A 5,787-nucleotide genomic window follows, 5' to 3' on the forward strand; every position below is an offset into this window, starting at 1 on the left:
CACATAATTGGCCAGACCCCCATGCGTCACCGCCACACCCTTGGGCCGCCCCGTCGAACCCGACGTATAGATCACATACGCCAACTGCTCGCGAAGCATGTGGCGTTCGGGCGACGACACCGGCGCATGCCCCAGCCGCTCCACCATGACCGGATCATCCACCGCCACCAGCCGGCCCCGACCGGCCGGCAGATCCTCCAGGACCTCCTCCGTGGTCAGCGTCAACACCGCGCCACTGTCCCGCAGCACATACGCGATCCGCTCCGCCGGATACTCCGGATCCACCGGCAAGAACCCGGCCCCCGCCTTCCACACCCCCAAAACCCCGACAACCAACTCCACCCCACGCGGCAGACACAGACCCACCACCGACTCCGCACCCACCCCCTGACCCACCAGGAAACGCGCCAACCGATTCGCCCGCACATCCAACTCCGCGAACGACACCGACACACCATCCGCCACCACCGCCACCGCATCCGGCGTCCGCGCGACCTGCGCCTCGAACAACTCCGGCACCGACGAACCGGCCGCAACCACCGACCCGTTCCAGTCGTCCAGCACCAACCGCCGCTCTTCATCGGTCAGCACCTCGAGTGCGCTCAGCGAAGTGTCCGGTTCGGTGACCAGTTGTTTCAGTGCCCGGGTCAGACGCTGGGCCAGTCGTTCGGCGGAGCGCGCCTCGAACAGGTCCGCGGCCGCGATCACCGCCCCGCGCAGTCCCGCCGGTGCGCCCTCGGAGTCGAAGGCCTCGCCGAGCAGGACCTCGATGTCGAACTTCGCCGCACGGGTCGTCAGGGATGTGCTGTCGGCGGCCTCGGCGCCGGGCAGTTCGAGCACGGCTTCCGCGTTGTTGTGCAGGTCGAGCTGGACCTGGAAGAGCGGATGCCGCGTCCTCGAGCGGGTCGGGGCCAGTTCCTCGACGAGCTTCTCGAACGGCACGTCCTGGTGCGCGAACGCCGACAGGCTCGTCTCCCGCACCCGTGCCAGTACCTCGCGGAACGTCGGGTCAGCCGACAGGTCGGTGCGGATGACCAGGGAGTTCACGAAGAAGCCGACCAGGTCGTCGAGGGCTTCGTCGGTGCGGCCGGCGTTCGCGGTGCCGATCGGGATGTCGGTGCCGGCGCCCAGGCGGGACAGCAGCATCGCCAGGACGGCCTGCACGACCATGAACGTGGTCACGCCCTCTGATCGTGCGACCTCGAACAGCCGTGCGTGCGCGTCGGCCGGGATGTCCAGCGGCACACTGTGACCCCGGTGGGAGGCCACTCCGGAGCGGGGTCGGTCGGCGGGCAGTTCCAGTTCCTCCGGCAGGCCGTCCAAGGCCTCGCGCCAGTAGTCGACCTGTCGGGACAGCAGGCTCCCGGGGTCGTCCTCGTCGCCGAGCAGCTCACGCTGCCAGCGTGTGTAGTCGGCGTACTGCACCGGCAGCGGCTGCCACTCGGGCGCCCGGCCCGCGCACCGCGCCGCGTACGCGACGGAGACATCACGTGCCAGGGGTGCCCTGGACGAGGCGTCGCTGGCGATGTGGTGCAGCACGAGCACCAGAACCCGCTCGTCCGCCCCGGCCTCGAACAGCCACGCCCGGACAGGCACCTCGCACGCCAGGTCGAACACATGGCCCGTCGCCTCGGCGATGGCCGTGTCCAGGCCCTCCGGGGCCACCGCCGACACGGACAACTCCCAGTCGACGTCCTCGGCTCGGATGATCCTCTGGTACGGCTCGCCTTCCACCGCCGGGAACACGGTGCGCAGCACCTCGTGCCGCCCGATCACATCCCGCAGCGCCGCATCCAACGCGGCAGCGTCCACCCCACCCGACAGACGAAGCACGACAGGAACGTTGTAAGCAGCGCCGCCCTCCAACTGGGACAGGAACCACAACCGCTGCTGGGCGTACGACAACGGCACCCGCTCGGGACGCACCCCCGCCGCCAGCGGCAGCCGCGCCCGGTCCGCCCCCGCCACCCGCGCCGCCACCCCGGCAGGAGTGGGCGCCTCGAACAACGCCCGCAACGACACCTCCACACCCAGCACCGTCCGGACCCGGCTGACGAGCCGGACCGCGAGCAACGAATGCCCGCCCAGCGCGAAGAAGTCGTCGTCGACCCCCACCCGCTCCAGACCCAGAACCTGCGCGAACACCCCGCACAACAGCTCCTCCCGAGGTTCGGCGGGGGTCCGGCCCGCGCCCACCCGGTACTCGGGGACGGGCAGCGCCCTCTGGTCCAGCTTGCCGTTCGGCGACAGCGGCAGGGCGTCCAGGACGACCACCGCCGCGGGCACCATGTACTCGGGCAGTCGATCGGAGACGAACTTCCTTACAGTGACGCCCAGTTCACCCTCGATGCCGTCGACCGGCACGACATAGGCGACCAGGCGCCGTTCGCCCGGGCTGTCCTCGCGGGCCACGACCGCGGCCCGGACGACGTCAGGGTGTGCGGCCACCACGGCCTGGACCTCGCCCGGCTCTATCCGGAAACCGCGGATCTTGACCTGTTCGTCCGCCCGGCCCAGGAACTCCATGCGGCCGTCGGCGGTCCACCGTACGCGGTCGCCGGTGCGGTACATGCGGGCGCCAGGCTCGAACGGGGAGGCCACGAAGCGCTCCGCCGTCAGACCTGAGCGTCCGGCATAGCCACGTGCCAGGCCGGATCCGGAGACGTAGAGCTCGCCCACGACACCTGGCACCACCGGACGCAGGTGCCCGTCCAGGACGTAGGCGCGGGTGTTCGCGACGGGACGGCCGATCGCGGGAGCCTCGGTCTCCGTCACCCGGGCCACGGCCACGTCCACGGTGCACTCGGTGGGTCCGTAGAAGTTGAGGCCCTCCACGCCCTCGGCCGTACGCAGCCGCTCCCACAGGTCGCGGCCCGTGGCCTCGCCGCCGACACCGATGCGTGCCGGGCACCGCCCCCGGCCGTCGAGGAGCCCCTCGTCCAGGAGCAGTCGCAGGTACGACGGTGTCACCTCGACGAAGTCGATACGGCTCGTGTCCAGCCACCGCACCAGCAGCTCGGCGTCCCGCCAGGTCACGGAGTCGACCACGTGCAGCTCATGGCCGACGAACAGGGCGGACAGCTGGTTCCACGATGCGTCGAAGGACACGGACGTCGTCAGCGCCACCCGCAGCCGGGCACCCTCCGGGGGGACGTCGCCCGAGCGGGCGACCACCGGCGGTCCGAACACCGGGCCCGCCGCGTGCTGCTCGCACAGGCTGACGACACCCCGGTGGGGCACCAGCACGCCCTTCGGCCGACCGGTGGAACCGGATGTGTAGATCACATAGGCGGGATGGTCCGGCAGCAGCGCGCCGGTCCGCTCGGCGTCCTCCACGGGGCCGGCGCCGAACCCGGCCAGCTGGGCCGCCACCGCCGGGTCGTCCACCAGCACGGTCGGCACGGTGACCGACTCCGGCACCGACGCGCGGCAGGCCACCGAGGTCAGCACCACGGCCGGTGCCGCGTCACTGAGCATGTGAGCGATCCGCGGCGCCGGATACTCCGGGTCGACCGGGAGGTACGCACCTCCGGCCTTCAGCACGGCGAGCAGCGCGACGATCAGCTCGGCATCACGTTCCATCGCCACCGCGACCACCGACTCGGGGCCCACGCCCCGCCCGATCAGCAGCCGGGCGAGCCGGTTCGCCCGCGCGTCCAGTTCGGCGTACGACACCCCGACCCCGTCGGCGACGACCGCCACCGCATCCGGCGTGCGCGCGACCTGCCCAGCGAACAGGTCCGGAAGCGTCGCGGCGGTGACCGCGGCCGTCGTGTCGTTCCACTCGGTGAGCACCCGCCGCCGCTCGTCCTCGTCCAGGACGTCGACGGCGCTCAGCGGCAGGTCCGGAACCCCGGCCAGCTGGTCGAGGACCCGCCCCCACCGCTCCACCACACGCTCGACCGTCTCCGCGTCGAAGAGGTCCGCCGCAGCGATGACCGCGCCGTGCAGTCCCGCCGGCGCGCCCGCGTCGTCGAACGCCTCTACGACCGAGAAGTCCAGGTCGAACCGAGCCGCCGGCTCTCCCCCGGACACCCCGTGGGCCCGTGCACGACCCAGGTCGAGCACCGCCTCAGCGTTGTTCTGCACGGTGAGCATCACCTGGAACAGCGGGTGCCGGGCCAGGGAACGGGCCGGGGTCAGTTCCTCCACCAGCTTCTCGAACGGCACGTCCTGGTGGGCGAGCGCCGACACGCTCGACTCCCGCACCCTGGCCAGCACTTGACGGAACGTCGGGTCGCCCGAGAGGTCCGTCCGCACCACGAGGGTGTTCACGAAGAAGCCGACCAGATCGTCCAGCGCCGCGTCCGTACGGCCCGCGTTCGCCGAGCCGATCGGGATGTCGGTGCCCGCACCGAGCTTGGACAGCGTCATGGCCAGGGCTGCCTGCAGCACCATGAACATGGTCATGCCCTCGCTACGCGCCACCTCCGTCAGCCGCGCGTGCACCTCCGCCGGAACCTCCAGCGGCACGGCGTACCCACGGTGCGAGGCGACATCCGGCCGCGCACGGTCAACGGGCAGCTCCAACTCCTCCGGCGCCCCCTCCAGCACCTCCCGCCAATGTGCGATCTGCCGGGAGATCAGGCTGTCCGGGTCTGCCTCGTCGCCGAGAAGGTCACGCTGCCACAGGGCGTAGTCGGCGTACTCGACGGGCAGCGGCTCCCACGCCGGGGCCCGCCCCGCCCGCCGCGCCGCGTAGGCCGTGGACAGGTCCCGGGCCAGTGGCGCCCTCGACCAGCCATCGCTGGCGATGTGGTGCGTGACGACGACCAGCACGCGTTCGCCCCGACCCGCTTCGAACAGCCAGGCACGGATCGGCACGTCCACGGTCAGATCGAAGACGTACCCGGTTGCCTCGGCGATCGCCGCGTCGGGGTCCGCCTGAGCCACGACCTGCAACTCCCAGGCCAGCTCGTCAAGCCCCAGGATGTGCTGGTACGGCTCACCGTCCGCCGCCCGGAACACCGTGCGCAGCACCTCGTGCCTGCCGATCACGTCCCGCAGCGCCGCATCCAGCGCAGGGACATCCACCTCGCCGGTCAGGCGCAGCACCGTCGGCACGTTGTACGTAGCGCTCGGTCCCTCCAACTGACCCAGGAACCACAGCCGCTGCTGCGCGTACGACAGTGGGATCCGCTCAGGTCGCTCCCGTGCCGTCAGCGGGGTACGGGCCGCAGCCGCATCCGCCAGGCGAGCGGCGAGACCCGCGACCGTGGGCGCCTCGAACAGCTCCCGGATCTCGACCTCGACACCCAGCACGGACCGGACCCGGCTCACGAGCCGTACCGCGAGCAGCGAGTGACCGCCCAGCTCGAAGAAGTCGTCGTCGACACCGACAGTGTCCAGACCGAGGACTTCGGCGAAGGCCAGGCAGAGGATCTCCTCCTGCGGCGTCGCCGGCCCTCGGCCCGTCCCGGCCGTGCCCGCGTAGTCGGGTGCGGGCAGGGCCTTGCGGTCGAGCTTTCCGTTGCCGGTCAGCGGCAGTGCGTCAAGGACTACTACGGCTGAGGGAACCATGTGCTCGGGCAGGCGACGTGCGGCGAACGCCCGTATGTCTGCTGCGAGTTCGGTGATGTCGTCGGGCTCGTCGGCGACGACGTAGGCGACCAGGCGCCGGTCCCCCGGCACATCCTCGCGGGCGATGACGGCTGCCTGCGCCACATTCGGATGCGCGGTGACGACGGCTTGGACCTCGCCCGGTTCGATCCGGAAGCCACGGATCTTGACCTGCTCATCCACACGCCCCAGGAAGACCACCTGGCCGTCCGGGGTCCACTTCACCCG

1 protein-coding gene is annotated in these 5,787 nt (G+C 71.2%); it reads right to left on the bottom strand.

Annotated elements, in window-relative coordinates; translation table 11 throughout:
* On the bottom strand, window positions 1–5,787 hold a 5,787-nt coding region (locus tag ACFT4A_RS42165), incomplete at both ends, for an amino acid adenylation domain-containing protein (protein WP_382841943.1).

It is taken from the genome of Streptomyces sp. NPDC057099 (assembly GCF_042671245.1).
Classification (GTDB): domain Bacteria; phylum Actinomycetota; class Actinomycetes; order Streptomycetales; family Streptomycetaceae; genus Streptomyces; species Streptomyces purpurascens.